Origin of the sequence: Acinetobacter sp. UBA1297 (assembly GCF_002307755.1) — a bacterium.
Taxonomy (GTDB): Bacteria; Pseudomonadota; Gammaproteobacteria; order Pseudomonadales; family Moraxellaceae; genus Acinetobacter; species Acinetobacter radioresistens.
Genome location: NZ_DBUF01000004.1, coordinates 1 through 16692 on the forward strand (window position 1 = coordinate 1; position 16692 = coordinate 16692).

Here is a 16692-nt window from a genome sequence, read left to right on the forward strand (position 1 = left end):
ACGGTACCGTACAAGCAGATCATCATTGCTACAGGTGAAGGTGCAAAAGCGTCGCTTTCTGCTTTTGATTACATTATCCGCTCCGGTCAGTAACCAGATAGACTGAGGGACTCCGGTTTCTCAGCTTGATAATTTTATTTATGTTTTACCTCTTTACGGAATCTGGTCTCGCTAACAGCCAGGTTCCTTTTTTATATTCAATACATTAAGAATAAATGCAGAAAAGCCAAAGTGCCCCCACACTTTGACTTTTATCTGTTATATAGCTTTGGCTATAAATCTCTACTTTTAATATTTAGGGTTTTATTCGTTTTGCTTTTTAAACAGGTTCAGATGTTTAAATTTTTCCAAAAGCTGTTCCTGAGTTTCTATATATTGAGGATTAGGCTCGATACAATCAATTGGACAGACAGCCATACAGGTTTCGTGTTCATAAAATCCTACACATTCAGTACAGCGTTCTGCATCAATTTCATAGATTTTTATACCCTCATAAATAGCATCGTTCGGGCATTCTGGTAGACACATATCACAGTTAATACATTGCTGCGTAATATGAAGAGCCATATTATTCTGCTGTATATGCTAATGAGGCGGCAGAGATATCTACAGCCGAGTTTGGAAGATTACGAATGAGCAGGGCATATTGTATATCGACTTCTGCTGGTATAGGAATCTCGACAATATGTCCTGAACCTTTAGCCTCCATAATCAGGTTCCCATTTTTATCTTTTATTTCAGCCAGAGTAAAAGTGATATTACCTCGCGTAGTCATCAACTCTAAAGAATCGCCCACCGTAAAACGGTTTTTTACATCAATCTGGATGTAATCACCATTACGCTCCAAAACTTCACCACAGAACTGCTGATGATCGAAGCGGGATGAGCCGGTGGTATAATTTTGATATTCACTATGTACATGTCGACGCAGAAAGCCTTCAGTATATCCCCGGTTGGCCAGACCTTCTAACTGTGTAAATAGTGATGTATCAAAAGGTCGACCTGCCAGTGCATCATCAATCGCTTTGCGATAGATCTGGGCAGTGCGTGCACAGTAAAAATAAGATTTGGTACGACCTTCGATCTTGAGAGAATGTACACCCATTTTAGTTAGCCGTTCTACATGCTGTACCGCACGCAAATCTTTCGAGTTCATAAAGTAGGTGCCATGTTCATCTTCTTCTGCTGCAAACATATCTTCTTCATTGCGCTGTAACAGTACGAGCTCTTTAACCTGTTGCTGGCCAAGCATATGTTGCTGGTTTACTTCAGTCTTGTTACAGCAACCTTTAGGTAGATCTTGTAGAGCAATTATGTCACCTGTTTCATCTTCAATAGCATTATGAATTTTATACTCCCAGCGACAGGCATTGGTACATGCACCCTGGTTTGCATCACGCTTGTCCATATAACCAGACAGCAGGCAGCGGCCTGAATAAGCCATACACAGGGCACCATGTACAAAAACCTCAATTTCCATATTGGGTACGTTTTGTTTGATTTCCTCTATTTCTTCAAGAGAAAGTTCACGTGATAGAATCACGCGCGTAAGCCCCATGGTTTTCCAGAATTTAACAGTCGCCCAGTTTACTGCATTAGCCTGCACAGAGAGATGAATGGGCATATCAGGAAAATGTTCACGTGCCATCATGATGAGGCCTGGATCGGACATAATGAGTGCATCCGGCTTCATGGCAACTACAGGTGCCAGATCACGTATAAAATTTTTAAGCTTGCTATTATGTGGCTGAATATTCACGACTACATAAAATTTTTTACCTAACTGATGTGCCTCTTCAATACCTGTTTTTAGGTTGTCATGATCAAATTCGTTGTTACGAACACGCAGACTGTAACGTGGTTGACCTGCATAGACTGCATCTGCGCCATAGGCAAAAGCATAACGCATGTTTTTAAGTGAGCCGGCAGGAGAGAGAAGTTCAGTAACGTAAGAGAGAGTCATGGCAATAAAGCAAAAGGCATAAATAGAATATGGCTTTATTGTATGGATTTGAAAAAAGGATTCAACCCAGTAAAACAGTTGGGATTTTTAGAACTATCAGGTTAAGAAAGCTTCTGATTTAAGTCTGGTGAAGGAAATCTTAAATTTTAGTAGAAAGTTTTTTTTATAATAAAAACCGGGCATTATCGCCCGGTTTTTTATTTAACTCATCTTATTTTTCAACAAAAGCCCGTTCAATAACGTAATCGCCCATTTCACCCATACGCGGCGATTCTTTCAGGCCATGCTGATCTAGCAAACCGGCAACATCACGCAGAAAGTGCGGACTGCCGCATAGCATTGCACGGTCATCTTCACGATTAAATGCAGGCAGATTTAAATCTTCAAAAATTTTCCCAGATTCGATCAGAGCGGTTAAACGGCCTTGAGTTTTGAACTCTTCACGAGTTACAGTCGGGTAGTACACTAGTTTATCTTGAATGCCTAAGTCTTGGAAAAACTCATTATTTGGTAGTTCATTTAAAATCAGGTCCTGATAAGCCAGTTCAGAAATGTAACGTGTACCATGTACAACAATAACTTTCTCAAAGCGTTCATAAGTTTCAGGATCACGAATAACAGACAGGAAGGGAGCTAGGCCAGTTCCTGAGGAAAGTAGCCATAGATTTTTGCCTGGCAACAGATCATCAAGTACCAGTGTACCTGTCGGCTTGCGTGAGACCAGAATCTCATCACCCACCTGAACTTTCTGCAAAATTGAAGTAAGTGGACCATCTTGTACTTTAATCGAGAAAAATTCCAGTTCTTCTTCATAGTTTGCACTGGCGATAGAATAAGCTCGCATTAATGGCTTGCCATTGACTTCAAGTCCAATCATCACAAACTGCCCATTTTTAAAACGTAGACTCGGATCACGAGTTGTTTTAAAACTAAATAGCGTGTCATTCCAGTGGTGAACGTGAGTAATCTTTTCGACGTTAAACGCAGCCATTAAAGGTCTCAATTATCTATCAAATTAAACAGCTTGCTATTCTAATCTAAAAACATTCTCGATAAACTGAATATATTTAATTGTGTTTATAAGCAAAAGTGATGAAGCCTACTGTATCACTCCCTATTATCGGGTATATGAAATCTCCCTATCAGGAAAAGTTTGGAATACCGCGCCAGCCCAATCTGGTTCAGATTAAATCCTATATTGATATGTTACCTCCCTATAATGATCTGCTGGCATTTGCAGGTATTGAGGCGTTTAGCCATCTATGGCTGGTATGGCAGTTCCATGACAATAAGTCTCAGCACCAGACTGATAAGTTTAGGCCTCAAGTGCGCCCACCACGTCTAGGGGGTAATAAAAAGCTTGGGGTATTTGCAACCCGAAGTATGTACCGTCCAGCGCCAGTGGGCCTGTCAGTGGTACAGCTTAAAGAAGTAAAAAAAGTGGGCAAAGCACTACGAATTTATGTTACCGGAAGCGATCTGCTTGATGGCACCCCTGTTCTCGATATCAAACCCTATATTCACTATTCAGATGCTATTCCCCATGCACAGAGCGGTTATGCGCAGGAAGAGCCACTTCGCAAAGAAGTAAGCTGGTCGGAAGAGGCTTTAATAAAACAGCAAGTGCTTGAGCTGAGTGATCAACTTATTCAGGAGTTAAATGATGTTTTATCATTTGATCCACGTCCGGCTTATCAGGAAGATCCTGAACGTATTTATAAGATGAAGTTTGCTTGTCTTGATATTAGCTTTAGCGTACAGGCAGAGCAGATTATTATTATTGACCTTGTCTAAACTTAGTTCAGATTGGATTTGATACGGCGTTTATGTTCAAACATCTTCTGATCGGCTTCTGTGACAGCAGTCAATAAGCCTTTAGAGGGATGCCGCATAACATAACCGACAGCGGCACTAACGCCACCTTCTTCCAGTGCTTTTAACATCCGCTGCAATAGAAGTTCTGCGCCTGCCTGGTTGTTCTCAATACTGAGAATACCAAATTCATCACCGCCAAGCCGAGCAACAATATCATTGCTACGGGCATTATTCTTTAATATCTCAGCAGCCTGTCGAATAAAACGGTCTCCTGCTACATGCCCCAGGTTGTCATTTACTTCTTTTAGACCGTTCAGATCAATAATAAAGACCGCAGCAGGATGTCCATGCCGTTTACAGCGTTCTTCTTCTGCATTAACCAGCCTGTCCCAAGCCCGACGGTTATATAAACCGGTCAGTACATCACTTAAAGCTTCAACCTGTAGAAGCTCATACTGGCGGATCTGCTCATTTTCACGTAGTTCAACCTGTAAAATGCGGCTAAGCAGGCCACCGAAAACTTCAATCAGGTCAGCATCATGGATAATTGAATCAGGTTTGGGATGAGGATCAATGGCACAGAGTGTACCGAACAGACTGCCATCTTCATTAAGCAACGGCTGGCCAATATAAGCTCTGATACTGACTTGCTTGGCAATAGGCGCCGCTGCATATAAGGGTATATCTTCAGAGCGGGGTACAATTTTAGGAGCATCACCAGTAACCATATGTGCACAAAAAGAATCTGCCCAGCGAAAGACCTGACCAGGCTGGATGTCATAACCCGTCGTTTCACTTTGTAAAACAATCCAGTTATCACTTTCCACCCGTGTAATCATCCATAAACTGAAGCCGAAGCGTTTATGCAAATAACTTAATACGGCTTTACCGGCTTCCTGAAAACTTCCGAAATTCGCATTGCTCATCCATTGAACCTATAGTGTAAATACCTGGCGAAGAGTTAGTTATTCATTTAATTTAAAGTATTTTATTTAATTAAAAAACTGGTATTAATGATTTTAAAATAATCTAAGTATAATAATAATTGAAGTTTAAGGCAGAAATGATAATATTTTGTCTTACAAGATTAACACTTTACTTCTAAAAGCTTTTTATATCTTTAAAAAATAATATTTTTTATATTAACTATAAACAATCTATTAATTTTATATGGCCCTGTACTGCATCAGAAAATAACTCTGTTATAGTATTTAAGGATGCAGGGGATATAATAGTGAAGTTTAATTTTGAAATAGATACGGTCTGGTGCCTGGACCATTTACAAAAAGACGGCCGGATTACTGAGCGCGACAAACATTTGGTTCAGACCACCCAGCGGCAAAAACAGCATTTTAAATGGCATCCCCTGCAATGGATTGCAAATTTTAATCTCAAAGATCAACAGCATCCATTGTTATCCCTGACATTAACTCGCTTATGCCAATGGCTGGCCGAAAAAGCTGAAATTCCTTTCTATGTTATTGATCCTTTAAAAGCAGATGTAACTGCACTGACTGGAATCATGTCGCAGGAATTTGCTGTTAAAAATCATATTTTAGCAGTAGAGGTTCAGGCAGATCAGGTATTGATTGGTACAGACCAGCCTTTTATGACTGAATGGATTACTAATCTTGAACGAAGCTTAAAGCCTAAAAAAATCCAGCAAGTGCTCCTTAACCCTGAACAGTTGCAGCGGTATCTAGTGGAATACTATCAGGTTAGCCGCGCGGTCAGCTCTTCTCAGAAAAGCAGCACACACGATCGTACTAATAAAGGCGTAGAGGCACTCTTACAACTGGGTGATACTCAGAATCCTGATGCTAATGACCAGCATATTGTAAAATTGGTGGACTGGATTTTACAGTTTGCATTTGAGCAGGGAGCCAGTGATATTCATCTGGAACCACGTAAAGATAACGGCAAAATCCGCTTTCGGATAGATGGGGTATTGCATACGATTTACAACATGCCGGCCAGTACACTGACGGCAGTAATTTCCCGGTTAAAAATTTTGGGGCGTCTGAATGTTGCTGAAAAGCGCAAACCGCAAGATGGCCGTCTGAAAACGCGTACACCTAAAGGCCAGGAAACGGAACTGCGCTTATCAACCTTACCTACGGCGTTTGGGGAAAAACTGGTTATGCGGATTTTTGACCCTGAAGTCTTGGTCCGTAGCTTTCAGCAATTGGGTTTTGAAGGGCGTCTGCTTAATGCATGGCAGGAAATGACTCAGCATAGTCACGGTATTATACTGGTGACTGGCCCGACTGGTTCAGGGAAAACCACAACGCTATATTCTTCCCTCAAACAGCTGGCAACCGAACAGGTTAATGTCTGTACCATAGAAGACCCGATCGAGATGCTGGAACCAAGCTTTAACCAGATGCAGGTGAATCATGGAATTGACTTGGGTTTCGCAGACGGGGTACGTGCCCTGATGCGACAAGACCCTGATATTATTATGGTTGGTGAAATTCGAGATCAGGATACAGCCAATATGGCAATTCAGGCAGCCTTAACTGGCCATCTGGTCTTGTCAACTTTGCATACCAATGATGCGCCTTCTAGCTTAACCCGTTTACATGATCTCGGTGTGCAGCCTTTTTTGACTTCAGCCACAATCTTAGGTGTATTGGCTCAGCGTTTGGTTCGTACCTTATGCCCTCACTGTAAAGAAAAGGGGCAAATTAATGAACATCAATGGGAACATTTAACTTTTGACTATATTATGGAAGTTCCAGATACAGTCTATCAGGCAGTGGGCTGTGAAATCTGTCGTAATACAGGTTATAAAGGCCGAATAGGTCTTTATGAGTTTATGCCAGTAAGTCTGGCACTCAAACAGCAGATCAGTCTTGATGCATCGCTCGATCAGATTCGTCAGCAGGCCAAAAAAGAAGGGGTGGAGCCATTGCGTATTGCAGGCGCTCGAAAGGTAATTGCAGGCTTAACCACACTCGAGGAAGTATTACGCGTAGTGCCTTTAAATTAATAAAATAATTTTAATTTCTTAAGATTCAATTCATCTTTAGCTGTTTTAATACTCTTATTCGATAATGAGTAAATAAACGAGGTAAAGTGCGTATGAATATGGCGAAACTGGCTTTGTTAACAGGTGCTCTAAGTATGGGTGGCGTGGCTATGGCAAATACTGCCGTGAATCATGCATCAATCAAAACGGCCCAGGTTACTACGGTAAAACAGGCACTGACCGCAAAAGATGATACCCGTGTGCAATTGCGTGGTCAGGTGGTAAAAGCCTTAGGCGATGAGAAATATCAATTCCGTGACCGGACTGGCACAATTACTGCCGATATTGATGATGAATTATGGCAAGGTAAACCTATTTCTCCAACTACAACCGTAACATTGACCGGCGAAGTTGATATCGATTATAAACCGACTAAACGTGTAGAAATTGATGTAGATTCAGTGAAATTTTAAAGTTTTTAAGCTGTAGTTGTTTCGTGTTTTGTTAATCCTCCTTAGAAACCACATTACTTGCCATTTTAGTAATGTGGTTTTTTTATTGGGCTTTGAATATTTCAACTTTTCAGGGCACTATCAAGATACATAAAAACAGAGATATAAAATAAGGATGAGAATTTTACTGGTTGAAGATGATACCTCTCAAGGTGAAAGTATAAAGACCTGGCTGGAACTGGACGGTTATAGTGTAGATTGGGTAGAGCGGGGAGATTATGCGATGACTGCTCTTAAACAGCACGACTATGAATGTATTCTGCTCGACCGGGGTTTGCCTTATGCCAGTGGTGATGAAATTTTAAAAACCCTGCGACAACATCAGGCTCAGACTCCTGTTATTTTTCTGACAGCCCGTGACAGTATCAGTGACCGGGTGGAAGGATTAGACCTCGGTGCCAATGATTATCTGGTCAAGCCATTTAGCCTGGAAGAACTTTCAGCACGTATACGTAGCCAGATGAGAAACCTGCAAGCGGGACAAAGCCAGACACTGATATGGAATAATATTTGTCTGGATCCGAAAGCGAAAACGGTACAGCAGGAGGGCGAAAGCCGTGACCTGACAGCCAGAGAATTCCAGATTTTGTATAAGTTGATGCAACATCCGAATCATGTGGTGACACGTGAACAGCTGGAAGAGTCGATTTACGCTTGGGGGGATGAAGTCGAAAGTAACGCCATTGAAGTCTATATTTATCAATTACGCAAAAAGTTAGGTAGCCAAACAATCAGGACTATTCGTGGTTTAGGTTACCGTATGGGCGAAGCCTGAATGAATACAAAGCCAGATTCTTTACAGTCTCAACTCATCCGTACTACTATGCTGGGCAGTATTTTGGCGGGACTGCTGGCCTTTTTGCTGCTGATTGGTATTGCTGTTTATCATGCCATGCAGGTTCATGACGAGATTATGGACGAACTCGCAGATACATTGTTGGTTTCTGATTTGTCTGCGAATTCGGGACAGCTTGACGAACTGAGTAATGAATTTGATATTCAGTATCAACTAAACTGGCAAGGGCGTACGCTGGCCCATTCTACCCACTTACAGCAACAGCTTTTTAACGACCTGCCACAAGATTTTGGACTGGTCTGGAAAAATGGTCACTTGCGGCGTAGCTATACGGCGCAGACTAATGATAAACAGTTGAAGGCTGAACTGATCCAGCCCTTGGCTGTTCGTTTTAAGGATATTATCAGAAGTATTCTGATTTACGCTGTTGTATTGTTGCTGGTCTGGCTGGTTCAATGGCTATGGAGTCATTTTGGTATACAGCGGCAGCTGCGGTCCTTAAAAAAGCTCAGTCGAACGATTGCCCAGAAGTCACCATCCGATTTACAACCTATTGAACAACAGCCGTTGGTACAGGAGATTGAACCTGTTATAAATTCGCTGAATCAGTTATTGAGCCGGCTGGATCGGGCATTGACTGCCGAGCAACGCTTCACAGCCGATGCATCCCATGAATTGCGTTCACCCTTATCTGCAATTGCCATGCGTTTACAGGTTTTAAAACGTAAATATAGCCATATTCCTGAACTTGTTCCTGACTTGTTAGCTATTCAGAATGATGTTACCCGTAGTACCCGGGTGTTGGAAAATTTGTTATTACTGGCCAGACTTGATCCTGCTGCACATCAGCAGATGCCTGGTAGTCTGCTACAGCTCCAGCCACTTATTGATGAGGTTGTATGCTCACTGGAACTTTTTGCACAGGAGCGTCAAGTAAATATTCATCAAATAGCTGCATTACCACACGCAGAAATATATGGAAATCAGGAACTCTTATTTACCTGTATCCGTAACCTGATTGATAATGCAATCCGCTATGCACCTGAACACGGTGCGGTTTATATCACCTTAAAAGACGAGCAGCATCACTACCGGTTAATGATTGAAGATAACGGAGCAGGGGTAGATTCAAATACTTTAGAGCGTTTAGGCGAGCGTTTCTTTCGTGGATTAGGTACACGAACATCAGGTTCAGGTCTAGGCCTGTCTATAGCGCGAAAAATTATGGAACTACATAGAGGCTATATCGAATTTACCCCCTCAGACTATGGTGGTTTAAAGGTTACCTTATTATTTTTAAAAGCCCATCAGATAGAATACAAATAAAAAAACAGTATGGGAGAGCCATACTGCCTGTTTCCACGTTTATTATTTTTTGAAGCTGTAAATAGTTATTTGGTTAGAATTAAACGATTGTTGCGGGTCAGACGTAAGCGGTACTCTTCACCCGCATGCATAATACGGATTTCACGCCCGAGTGCAAAAAGATTGCTGGATTGTAACATTGGCAGAGAAGTGCTGGCTTGAGTCTGGCGTGCAAATAGGTTGAATGGTGCGTTCATTTGTTATAGCTCCGTGGTGTGCGAGAATTCAAATAAATGATAATCATTATCGAATGAGTCTGTCAAATAGAATTTTAAGAATTTATAAACTTCTTATTTTTGCTTACACTAAGTAAAAGCTTATCTCGGATTATTCAATGTCTAAGCCTATCGTGCATATTGCTGTCGCTTTATTGTTTTATCATTCAAAAGTATTGGTTGGCTGGCGAGAAGCTAAGCAGCACCAAGGTAACAAGTATGAGTTTCCAGGCGGAAAAGTTGAAGGGAATGAAACTCCTGAAGAAACCTGTCGACGTGAAATTTATGAAGAAGTCGGGGTTGGCTTGAGTGACTGGCATCCTTTTAGCCTGATCTGTCATGAATATGACGATATTACAGTACATTTGCATCTGTTCTTTGCACATGTACCAGAGGAGATGTTAAACCAGATTCAGAAACCATGGGCTTGGTACACACGTGAACAATTACAAACACTTGATTTTCCAGATGCTAATCAGCCAGTGATTGAGCGGTTATATTGGCCACATTCAATCAGGATTGGTACAGCACTTTCAGCGATAGAGCAATTAGCTCAAGATATGCTCTTTTACTGGCGGCCTGAAGAGGCTGAAATTGATAAAAATTGGCTTTTGGAATATAGCATTCAGCAACTAAATAAATTAATAGTGCCTTATCAAGTCTGGCGGTCTCTTAATGTTGAACAGCAACATCACATCGCTGCTGTACATTTAAAACAGTCTGAACAGATGTCTCTGAAAAAAGGCGAACTATGTATTGGGATTCGTTATATTGCTGCCTGCCATGATGCTGCTTCAGTACAGCATGCTGTTCAAATAGGGTGCGAGGCTGTACTTATCAGCCCTGTACAGGCTACTCCGACTCATCCAGAAGCACCAGCGTTAGGCTGGGATGCGTTTGCAGAACTTGCTCATCAGGCCGATGTGCCCGTTTTTGCTTTAGGCGGATTGTCTAGAGAGGATATGGAGTGTGCCCGGCAGTACGGCGCCTATGGTATTGCCGGAATCCGTCATATCTAAGTAAAGAAACCAGTTTAAACAGGTCAAGAAGCTAGAATGTACTCAAAGCTGTTTTGGCTTCTTGAATGCTTTTACTGTTTTTCTGAGATTGAGCCGCTTTTAAGATATTTAACCAGAGCTGCTTTTTCATTGGATTGCTCTGTGCATAGCTTAAGCCCCGGCGAGCCAGTGCTTCCGCATTAGCTGGCTTGTTTTGTCTATTAGCAATCATTGAAAGATACAAAAAGGTTTCAGCGGACTGAGGAGCCAGTCTTTGTGCTTGCAATGCATAGCTTTCAGCCTGAGACCATTGGCCCTGTTTATAAGCAGTTTGTGTCTGCAGCATCATTTTCCGGAATACAGGAAGTTCACGACCATCCTTGAACTGCTGTTGAACCTTTTGCTCAGGCACCACTATTTGCACCTTCTGGCGTTTAATTTCTTCCGGTTCATACGGAGTAATTTTTACGCCCGAAGGTGTAGCCTGCACTTCAGGAACAGGTCTTGGTGCCGGTTTTTGTTCTTCAGGCTGAGGTAGAGGCGCCGTCTGACAGCCAGCCACTCCAAGCAATGCTAAGGCAAATATGCCAGGTTTTATATGATTCACAAATTTTCTCTATAGCATTTAATTTTCATAACTTCCGCTTGAGATGATTCGGCCTTCAGAAGACGGTAACGTCTGTTCCATTTCAGTCTCGCTTTCACGGATATAGTTTTCGATACTATCTTCTTCAGGCGCAGGTGCGTCGTTATGTTCGGTATCAGGTGTGTAAACTGGTTCGACCTGATAATGTGAAAGGCCACAGGCAGTAGCTCGGCGTGGTACTGTATGACGCAGTATAGGAATGTACATGGCACCTTCACAGCCCTGAGCAGATAAATAACCGGTAGCGCGGTCAATCCAGTGCCACTGTACATTATCAGTCTGGCGCAGATTGACCGGTTCCTGTTTCAACTGTTTCATTACATTAATCCATACCGGCAATGCACCTGTAGAACCAGTAAGGCCTGTTACCTTGTTATTGTCTAGCCCTAGCCATACTACTGCCAGATGATTGCCTGAATAGCCTGCAAACCATGAGTCACGTGTGTCATTGGTGGTACCTGATTTACCGGCCAGTTTAAGGCTGGCTGGAAAACTGTTATATGCAGAACGCCCAGTACCAATGTTCATGACCTGCTGCAGGCCATAGTTTAGAATATAGGCACTCGACGGGTCGATGGTCTGCTGTACATCCAGTCCGTAACGGTCCAATAGCCGGCCATCTGCATCTACTACTGTACGTATGGCACGTGGTGGATATTTAAAACCGCCAGTCGCGAAGTTTTCATAAATACTCATGACTTCCATTGGCGACATTTCCACAGCGCCCAGGAAAATAGACGGAAAGGCTGGAATGTTTGAAGTCACTCCAAATTTTCTTAACTGATTGGTAAATGTCGAGAGGCCAAATTCCTGACCAAGTCGTACAGCAGACAGATTATAAGAGTTAGCCAGCGCCTGCATCATGCTGACTACACCATATTCACCACCCGCATAATTCTTGGGTGTCCATTCCTTGCTTTTATCTATTGGAATACTGATAGCAGCATCCTGAATCGAACTGGCCCAGGTATAACGCCCTGACTCAATAGCACTCAGATAGATCACCGGTTTTAAAAGTGATCCTACTTGACGTTTGGCATCAAGAGCCCGGTTAAAGCCAGTAAAATCCTGAGTTGAACCAACAGCAGCTATGAGTTCTCCATTCTCCGGATGAGCAATCAGTACTGCACCCTGCAGGTTTTTTAAACGGCCCGGATTACGCTTGGATAAACGTTCTACAGAATTTTTGAAAGCTGTCTGCACACGAGTCTGGGCAATCGGGTCAAGTGTTGTAAAAATACGCAAGCCTCGATTGGTCAGGTCACCATCCTGATATTCGGTACGTAGCTGACGGCGTACGATATCGAGAAAATCTGGAAATTTGGCTGGTCCTAAAGTTGGCTTGCTAATCACATTTAACGGGCGGGCACTTTCTTCTTCATATTCAGCTTCAGTCAGGTAACCCATCACCTGCATGTTTTTTAGTACTACATTGCGGCGTTTCTTAGCCGCTTCAGGATTACGCCACGGGTTATATAAGGAAGGACCCTGTACCAGGCCTACCAGGAAAGCCTGCTGTGAAATATTCAGTTCACGTAAAGGCAGACCAAAATAGAATTGGGAAGCCAGACCGTAACCATTAATTGAATAATTACCATTCTGGCCCAGATTTACTTCATTCAGGTATGCTTCCAGAATTTCATCTTTGTCATAATGAAGTTCGATGAGCATGGCCATCAGGGCTTCATTAATCTTTCGTTTATAGGTTTTTTCAGGTGACAGGTAAAAGTTTTTAACCAACTGCTGGGTCAGAGTAGATCCACCCTGGCGGCGTCCACCAGTCAGGTTGCTGACCAGAGCCCGGGCAATGCCTCGTACTGAAACACCATGATGATGATAGAAGTTCCGATCTTCAGTCGCAATTAAAGCTTCAATGAGCGGTTTTGGTACACGGTTCAGTTTAATCAGAACCCGGTCTTCATTATGCTGCGGATAAATACCGCCAATCAATAAGGGCTCCAGACGGGTAATACCACTTGTAGAGGGTTTGGTTGTGCGTACTTCGCTGATCTTCTGGTCATTAAAAGTTAATTCCAGAATCTGTTCTGGTTCTACGCTATCACCAAAATCAAAGCCCCGGGTATGGACATATAAGGTATTCCCCTGAGATACATATGAACCTGACTTATCATAACTACTTGCCGATTTATAGCCGAGCAATTTAAGTTCTTGGGCAAAGTCTTGCTGATTGACCGGAGCATTGGTATAAATTTCCAGAGGGCGAGCGAAAACTTTCGCCGGAATATCCCAGCGCTGTCCTTCAAATTTGTCCCGGATAATATTATCTAAGCGGATTAAATATATTCCAAAGGCGACAAAGCCCCCAATAATAAGCACTGAAAAAATGAGTGCAATCAAGCCAATACCACGTTCAAACTTCATAAACGGAAGACATTACCCAAATAAATTTTGCTAATCATGCGAAGCTTTCACCAATTTTGCAATGCTTAAACTGTGAATAAACCCAAATTGGGAACTTGCTCACTTTTACTGTTGCGGTTTTTGAATGTTTTTTTAAAACAACTTTGATAGTGTTATTATAACCAAGAACCGTAAAGGAGTCCGGCGATCTCGTGCAAATAACACATAAGACTTTTCGTAATATTGGCTTATTAGGACGTCCCGATAAATCCTCTGTTGTAGAGACCTTGTGTTTGATTCATGACCACCTGGTGAGTCGCGGTCTGCATCCGGTATTTGATCAGGAAACTGCACAGCTGGTGCCCTATACAGATCCGCAAACAGTCAGTCGGGCACTGCTGGGTGAAATTGTTGATCTGGTTATTGTCGTAGGTGGAGATGGTTCGCTGCTCCACGCAGCACGTGCTCTGGTCCATCACAATACACCAGTAATCGGTGTTAACCGTGGACGTTTAGGTTTTTTGACCGATATAAAACCCTCTGAAGTAATTTTTAAGCTGGATCAGGTGTTGCGTGGAGAATTCCAGCTGGATCGCCGTTTTCTTCTGGAAATGGAAATTCGGTCACAGGGCAATATCATCTATAATGCAATTGCTCTAAACGATATTGTGCTGCATTCAGGCAAGTCAGTTCATATGATCGATTTCGAGATGAATATTGATGGACAGTATGTCTATCGTCAGCATAGTGATGGACTGATTGTTTCTACCCCGACTGGTTCTACAGCTTACGCACTCTCAGGTGGTGGCCCGATTGTACATCCGGGAATGGATGCTATTGTATTGGTGCCAATGCATCCCCATACATTATCATCGCGTCCAATTGTTGTGGGCGGACATAGTGAAATTAAACTGGCTATACGTGAAAATCGTGTGATGCCAATGGTGAGTGCCGACGGTCAGAACAGCGTTTCCCTGAACGTCGGAGATTGCCTGCATATCCGTAAATATCCCTTCAAGTTAAATTTGCTGCATCCACCTGGTTATGACTTTTATATGGCATGTCGTACCAAGCTGGGCTGGAATCAGGATTTTGACTCTTTTCATCAACAGGATTGATCATGAATATTGAACAGATGCTTGCCGTTTTAAATCCTGAGATTGTAGAACGTCTGAGAACTGCCGTTGAAATCGGCAAATGGCCAAATGGCGAGCCACTTACTCAGGAGCAACGTGAAACCTGTCTGCAGGCTGTGATTGCTTGGGAGGTTAAACACCTGCCTGAAGAGGAGCGCACTGGTTATATTAACCGTGGCAGCAAAAAAGAAGATGAGCACTGTGACTCACATGAGCCACAACAGGATGAAGAATTTAAACCGATTCGTTTCGTTTAACTTTATATACAGGCAAAGATAATCCAGTCTTTGTACTTAAAAGCTTTTACTGAGGCCTTAGATTTAAGTCAAAGTAAAAGCTTTTTTATTGCAAATTTCAGCTTTCCATACAGACATCAATAATGCTGTCCTCTTCAAAAACCACACATATTACATATTGGCTAATTTCATCTGGTAAAGAAAAGTCCAGATGGTTTTCATAATATGTCATCTCCTCTATGTCTAGCTCATCATCTGGAAGCGTATTACTTCTAAACTCAAGTCTTTCTATAACTTGAACTAAGCTTGGTTGAGCGGTGTGAAAGTGTTTTTGCCAGTAAGATGTCTCAATTTCATCAAGATGATGCTGTACGAACTCTAAAATGGCATTATGAAAAGGATGAGTACTATTTATGGCAGCCTGCTGTAATACAGCGCGTGCAGATAGCTCTTTAGTCATATTTTACTCTTTATTGTTATATATAAATTTCTATAAAAATACTCGGGCGTTATGACTTTGACTTACCAGAACTGGTAAGCCAAAATAATTTTTTTACATCTAGGAAGAGTGCCGTGTAGCCCATAGTGCTTTAGCTTTTAACATGGCTTCGTCATAGGTACTACAAACACCCATTGTATATAAAGCAATTCCCATTGTTTCTGTGACAGCTATTTCACCATATACATGAGTTTGTTTGCCTTCCCAGACTGCTTTAAATTTCTCCAGATTTAACTCTTCTTCAGCAAGGCTGCGTTCTTGTGTCAGTTTGGGCAGTTCATATTCATACAGCTCACTATTTTTAATACCACAAATCAGTGTGCGTGCATCTGGGTTACGCTCAAATTCGCCACCTTCACCCTTGATAACAGCGCTATTCTGGTAGCCTAACCGTGATGCAGTCTGCTGATGAGAACTGCGATAAGCCGGATGAAAAATTGCCTGTAATGTAGCTTTGGCATTAAATGGATTAATCAGGCGTGCCAATGTATGAATAGGGGAACGCAAGCCCATAACATTTCTGAGCGAGATCAAATCACTTAAGACAGGGGAAATCGCCTCAAGGGGAAGATAGGCAAAATTATGTTGTTCGAGTTCGTATTCAACATCCTGTTCACTTTGACAGATGGAATAGCCTAAGTGTTTTAGCACCTGTTCAGTATAGAGCCGGTTAAGGGTATGACCTGATGCGCCATGCATAAATACTTTATAACCCGACTGGGCAAGCGTTAATGCTGCCAGCAGAAACCAGGGATAATGTTTCCGTTTGCCGGCATATGAAGACCAGTCCAGATCAACGGTTAAAGGGGCAAAATTTAGCTGATCACGGGTAGCCTGTACAAAACCTGCCAACTCATCAACAGATTCCTCTTTTACACGTAACAGCATCAGAAATGCACCGAGCTGAACATCCAGAACTTCTTGTTTGAGGATCATGCTGAATGCTTGATAGGCTTCTTCGTAAGTTAATGACCTCGCACCATTTTTTCCTTTGCCAATAATCCGGACATATTGTGCAAAAGGATGCTCAAACTCTTTATAAAGATTTTTACGGGTGTTCATTGACAATTTTAATTAGATAATAAGTAAGTTTTTCCACTATGACATAAAACAACAAGGGGTGTAAAACTTTGGTGGGGTTAGACTAATGTCTAATAAGGAATTGTATACAGATTAGCC

The 16692-nt window shown here is 42.2% G+C and carries 17 protein-coding genes and 1 pseudogene; 9 read left to right on the plus strand and 9 right to left on the minus strand.

What is annotated here, in order from left to right; genetic code table 11:
* Nucleotides 1-93: pseudogene (locus B3R63_RS01195) on the plus strand (pyridine nucleotide-disulfide oxidoreductase); the annotation flags it as partial.
* A gap of 210 nt (nucleotides 94-303) precedes the next feature.
* Here B3R63_RS01195 and B3R63_RS01200 read toward each other — a convergent pair.
* The 3 genes from B3R63_RS01200 to B3R63_RS01210 all read right to left on the minus strand — a co-directional run bounded on the left by B3R63_RS01200 (nucleotide 304) and on the right by B3R63_RS01210 (nucleotide 2954).
* Nucleotides 304-567, minus strand: coding sequence for a YfhL family 4Fe-4S dicluster ferredoxin (locus B3R63_RS01200; RefSeq protein ID WP_005026741.1), 264 nt, complete (start codon nucleotides 565-567; stop codon nucleotides 304-306).
* A gap of 1 nt (nucleotide 568) precedes the next feature.
* A complete protein-coding gene (yegQ, locus tag B3R63_RS01205; RefSeq protein ID WP_286728062.1) occupies nucleotides 569-1963 on the minus strand; it encodes a tRNA 5-hydroxyuridine modification protein YegQ in 1395 nt (464 codons plus the stop codon).
* A 211-nt stretch (nucleotides 1964-2174) separates the two neighbouring features.
* Nucleotides 2175-2954: a ferredoxin--NADP reductase gene (locus B3R63_RS01210; RefSeq protein ID WP_119879089.1), complete on the minus strand. Its 780-nt coding sequence runs from the start codon at nucleotides 2952-2954 to the stop codon at nucleotides 2175-2177.
* A gap of 101 nt (nucleotides 2955-3055) precedes the next feature.
* Between B3R63_RS01210 and tsaA the strand changes: the two genes are divergently transcribed.
* Complete coding sequence (gene tsaA / locus B3R63_RS01215) at nucleotides 3056-3757, plus strand: tRNA (N6-threonylcarbamoyladenosine(37)-N6)-methyltransferase TrmO (RefSeq protein WP_286728064.1); 702 nt, start codon at nucleotides 3056-3058, stop codon at nucleotides 3755-3757.
* Between the two features lie 2 nt (nucleotides 3758-3759).
* Here tsaA and B3R63_RS01220 read toward each other — a convergent pair whose 3' ends face one another.
* A complete protein-coding gene (locus B3R63_RS01220) occupies nucleotides 3760-4704 on the minus strand; it encodes a GGDEF domain-containing protein (RefSeq protein ID WP_286728065.1) in 945 nt (314 codons plus the stop codon).
* A gap of 308 nt (nucleotides 4705-5012) precedes the next feature.
* On the opposite strand from B3R63_RS01220, the gene B3R63_RS01225 reads away from it, so the two are divergent.
* The 4 genes from B3R63_RS01225 (at nucleotide 5013) to B3R63_RS01240 (ending at nucleotide 9383) form a co-directional block, all read left to right on the plus strand.
* A complete protein-coding gene (locus B3R63_RS01225) occupies nucleotides 5013-6770 on the plus strand; it encodes a GspE/PulE family protein (protein ID WP_286728066.1) in 1758 nt (585 codons plus the stop codon).
* A 92-nt stretch (nucleotides 6771-6862) separates the two neighbouring features.
* Nucleotides 6863-7222: a NirD/YgiW/YdeI family stress tolerance protein gene (locus B3R63_RS01230; protein ID WP_286728068.1), complete on the plus strand. Its 360-nt coding sequence runs from the start codon at nucleotides 6863-6865 to the stop codon at nucleotides 7220-7222.
* A gap of 154 nt (nucleotides 7223-7376) precedes the next feature.
* Nucleotides 7377-8036, plus strand: coding sequence for a response regulator transcription factor (locus B3R63_RS01235; protein WP_005019561.1), 660 nt, complete (start codon nucleotides 7377-7379; stop codon nucleotides 8034-8036).
* Nucleotides 8037-9383 carry an ATP-binding protein gene (locus B3R63_RS01240; protein ID WP_286728069.1) on the plus strand — a complete coding sequence of 449 codons (1347 nt, stop codon included), beginning with the start codon at nucleotides 8037-8039 and terminating at the stop codon, nucleotides 9381-9383.
* Nucleotides 9384-9448: 65 nt separating this feature from the next.
* On the opposite strand, the gene hemP is transcribed toward B3R63_RS01240, so the two are convergent.
* The gene (hemP, locus tag B3R63_RS01245) at nucleotides 9449-9619 is read right to left on the minus strand and encodes a hemin uptake protein HemP (protein WP_005019570.1); all 171 of its coding nucleotides are present in this window, start codon (nucleotides 9617-9619) and stop codon (nucleotides 9449-9451) included.
* A gap of 137 nt (nucleotides 9620-9756) precedes the next feature.
* On the opposite strand from hemP, the gene B3R63_RS01250 reads away from it, so the two are divergent.
* Complete coding sequence (locus B3R63_RS01250) at nucleotides 9757-10656, plus strand: NUDIX domain-containing protein (RefSeq protein WP_286728071.1); 900 nt, start codon at nucleotides 9757-9759, stop codon at nucleotides 10654-10656.
* A gap of 31 nt (nucleotides 10657-10687) precedes the next feature.
* Here B3R63_RS01250 and B3R63_RS01255 read toward each other — a convergent pair whose 3' ends face one another.
* A complete protein-coding gene (locus tag B3R63_RS01255) occupies nucleotides 10688-11242 on the minus strand; it encodes a tetratricopeptide repeat protein (RefSeq protein ID WP_286728072.1) in 555 nt (184 codons plus the stop codon).
* 18 nt (nucleotides 11243-11260) lie between these two features.
* On the minus strand, nucleotides 11261-13663 hold the full coding sequence (gene mrcB / locus B3R63_RS01260; RefSeq protein ID WP_005026715.1) for a penicillin-binding protein 1B: 2403 nt from the start codon (nucleotides 13661-13663) through the stop codon (nucleotides 11261-11263).
* Between the two features lie 191 nt (nucleotides 13664-13854).
* Here mrcB and B3R63_RS01265 point away from each other — a divergent pair, with 191 nt between their 5' ends.
* Entirely contained in the window at nucleotides 13855-14760 is a 906-nt protein-coding gene (locus B3R63_RS01265; RefSeq protein WP_005019578.1) for an NAD(+) kinase, read from the plus strand.
* Between the two features lie 2 nt (nucleotides 14761-14762).
* The gene (locus B3R63_RS01270) at nucleotides 14763-15035 is read left to right on the plus strand and encodes a YeaC family protein (RefSeq protein ID WP_005019580.1); all 273 of its coding nucleotides are present in this window, start codon (nucleotides 14763-14765) and stop codon (nucleotides 15033-15035) included.
* Nucleotides 15036-15132: 97 nt separating this feature from the next.
* On the opposite strand, the gene B3R63_RS01275 is transcribed toward B3R63_RS01270, so the two are convergent.
* On the minus strand, nucleotides 15133-15474 hold the full coding sequence (locus B3R63_RS01275) for a hypothetical protein (RefSeq protein ID WP_119879096.1): 342 nt from the start codon (nucleotides 15472-15474) through the stop codon (nucleotides 15133-15135).
* A 99-nt stretch (nucleotides 15475-15573) separates the two neighbouring features.
* Nucleotides 15574-16575 carry a glycosyl transferase family protein gene (locus B3R63_RS01280; RefSeq protein ID WP_286728075.1) on the minus strand — a complete coding sequence of 334 codons (1002 nt, stop codon included), beginning with the start codon at nucleotides 16573-16575 and terminating at the stop codon, nucleotides 15574-15576.
* Between the last annotated feature and the right edge of the window lie 117 nt (nucleotides 16576-16692).